The following is a 2134-nucleotide window of genomic DNA, read 5'->3' as shown; positions in this document are numbered from 1 at the left end:
CGGACATATGGATGCAGCGATCCGATCACCTCAAAAGCTCTTGTGCCACGGGGGCCGTCCACATATGGGTCCCGGCCCCCCGGGCGCAATTGCGCCCTAGGCGGGGACGACAACGGTGTGAGCGCGAGAGAAGCGCAGATGGAGCAGGTAGACGCGCTACTTCATCGTGATCGCGAGCCCGCTCAAATCCGCATTCGCCATCAATCCGACCTGGTGGCCGGCGAGTTCGAGCACGGCGCCCTTCTGGTTGGTGAGCACGATGGCGCGGGCGCCGCCGCCGATTGCAAGGCCCGCGCCGGCTGCGCCGTAGACGCCGGCGACATCAGAGGGGCGATTGATGTTGCTGACGCGGCCGCGCAGCACCGTCTTCGAGCCGCCGAACACCAGGCCGTAATCGAGGCCGCCGACCGACAGCGGATATCTGCGTCCATGAAAATTCAGCACGCCGCCACCGCCGGAGCCGCCGATGATCCAGCCCGCCTTGTAGATCGTGAGCGAGACAGTGCCGCTGTCGGCATGGGCGACCGAGGAGAGAGTGGCGCCGGCGATAGCGGTGAGCGCGACCAGCACGGCACGAAGGGCGGATGGCATTTTCATATGAAAGTCTCCAGGATTTTCTTGAGTCATCAATGGCGGCGCGGATCGATTCGCACATTGCAGAGTGTAGCCCGGAAGCTGGATGGGCGAGAATGCGTAGCCAGGATGCGTAGATGCGTAGGGTGGGCAAAGCGAAGCGTGCCCACCATGCCGAGTCGAGTGCTTGACGGTGGGCACGCTGCGCTTTGCCCACCCTACAAATTCCCAGCAAGGGCTTTCCGTTTGCTCGCGTTTTGAATTAGCCTTCGCGGCGGCGTTTCAAGAACCAGGAAAGAGGAAACATCCATGGCCCTTCTCGAAAATCATATCGCCGTCATCACCGGCGCGGGGTCCGGCATCGGCCGCGCGATCGCAGCCGGCTACGCACGCGAAGGCGCACGCGTGGTGCTGCTCGATGTCATCAAGAGCGCGGCGGCGGAAGCGGCGAAGGAGATCCGCGACGCCGTCGGCCAAGCCGACAGCTTTGCGCTCGACGTCACCAGGCGCGAGGATTGCGTCGCGCTTGCAAAGGAGATCGCCGGCAAGATCGGGCAAGTCTCGATCCTCGTCAACAATGCCGGGATTGCGCGACGTAACGGCATGCTCGGCGCAGACGAGGCCGTGATCAAGGATTGGGAAGACGTCATCGCGATCAACCTCACCGGCGTCTTCAACGTGACGCATGCCTTCCTGCCGCAGATCCGCGCCACGAAGGGACGCATCGTCAGTATCGGATCGATCCAGTCCTTCGTGCATGTGCGCACGCCGAGCTCGCCCGCCTACACAGCCTCAAAGCACGGCGTGCTCGGCTTCACCCGCGCGCTCGCCGCCGAGCTCGGCAAGGAAGGCGTGCGCGTCAACGCAATCGGCCCCGGCTTCATCGAGACGCCGCTGAACGCCCAGACGCGCGCGAACAATCCGGAACTCGCGAAGACCTTCATCGCGCACACTCCGCTCGGCCGCGCCGGCAAGGCGGAGGATATCGTGGGGCCTGCGATCTTCCTCGCCTCCGACCTGTCGGCCTATGTCACGGGATCGATCGTGATGGTGGATGGCGGCTACCGGGCGGTGTGAGCATGGCGCACGCGGGAACCCATGCGGAAATGTGGATGGCAGCGATCGCGTTAATCGTTTGTTAACCATCTGCGGCCACCGTCTCGCGCGGGCCAGGGGTTTGTGTTCTCGATGTTTCCGATTCGCGATGTTGCGAACGGGCGTTGCTCGGGAGGTGTCATGTCCTATGTGTCCACGCAGCCCCTGCCGGAGATTCCGGCGTCCTCACTGGCCCCCAACGAAATCGTGCCGCTCCTGATCGGAGCCACCGTCGGCGAGGTCGAGCGCGAGCTGGTGCTGCAAACCCTGATCCGCTGCAATGGCAACCGCACGCGCGCCGCGCGCGTGCTCGGCGTTTCCGTACGCACATTGCGCAACAAGATCAGGAGCTATTCGGCTGACGGAATCGAAGTGCCCGCGCCGAGCGATTAGGCCGTGTGGACTCTTGGGATTCTCAAATCAGATTGAACGTGATTCAAGGCTTTCTTTTAGGAGGAAGCCTTGG

General features: G+C 63.4%; 3 protein-coding genes. 2 read left to right on the top strand and 1 reads right to left on the bottom strand.

Translation table 11 applies throughout. The features are described from left to right. Positions 1-156: 156 nt before the first annotated feature. A complete protein-coding gene (locus AAFX91_RS41075; RefSeq protein ID WP_130584247.1) occupies positions 157-597 on the bottom strand; it encodes a hypothetical protein in 441 nt (146 codons plus the stop codon). 285 nt (positions 598-882) lie between these two features. On the opposite strand from AAFX91_RS41075, the gene AAFX91_RS41070 reads away from it, so the two are divergent. After that, positions 883-1650, top strand: a complete 768-nt coding sequence (locus AAFX91_RS41070) for an SDR family NAD(P)-dependent oxidoreductase (protein ID WP_394570279.1) — start codon at positions 883-885, stop codon at positions 1648-1650. A 159-nt stretch (positions 1651-1809) separates the two neighbouring features. Next, positions 1810-2061: a helix-turn-helix domain-containing protein gene (locus AAFX91_RS41065; RefSeq protein ID WP_130584245.1), complete on the top strand. Its 252-nt coding sequence runs from the start codon at positions 1810-1812 to the stop codon at positions 2059-2061. The last annotated feature ends 73 nt before the right edge of the window (positions 2062-2134 follow it).

The sequence above is a fragment of the Bradyrhizobium sp. 31Argb genome (genome assembly GCF_043638955.1).
GTDB lineage: Bacteria > Pseudomonadota > Alphaproteobacteria > Rhizobiales > Xanthobacteraceae > Bradyrhizobium.
Note: the sequence above shows the minus strand (reverse complement) of the source record. Positions and strands in the feature narration are given on the sequence as shown.

What these genes read in the sequence shown, in the direction of transcription:
- AAFX91_RS41075 (WP_130584247.1), bottom strand. Translation starts at nt 597, where the DNA reads ATGAAAATGCCATCCGCCCTTCGTGCCGTGCTGGTCGCGCTCACCGCT.
- AAFX91_RS41070 (WP_394570279.1), top strand. Translation starts at nt 883, where the DNA reads ATGGCCCTTCTCGAAAATCATATCGCCGTCATCACCGGCGCGGGGTCC.
- AAFX91_RS41065 (WP_130584245.1), top strand. Translation starts at nt 1,810, where the DNA reads ATGTCCTATGTGTCCACGCAGCCCCTGCCGGAGATTCCGGCGTCCTCA.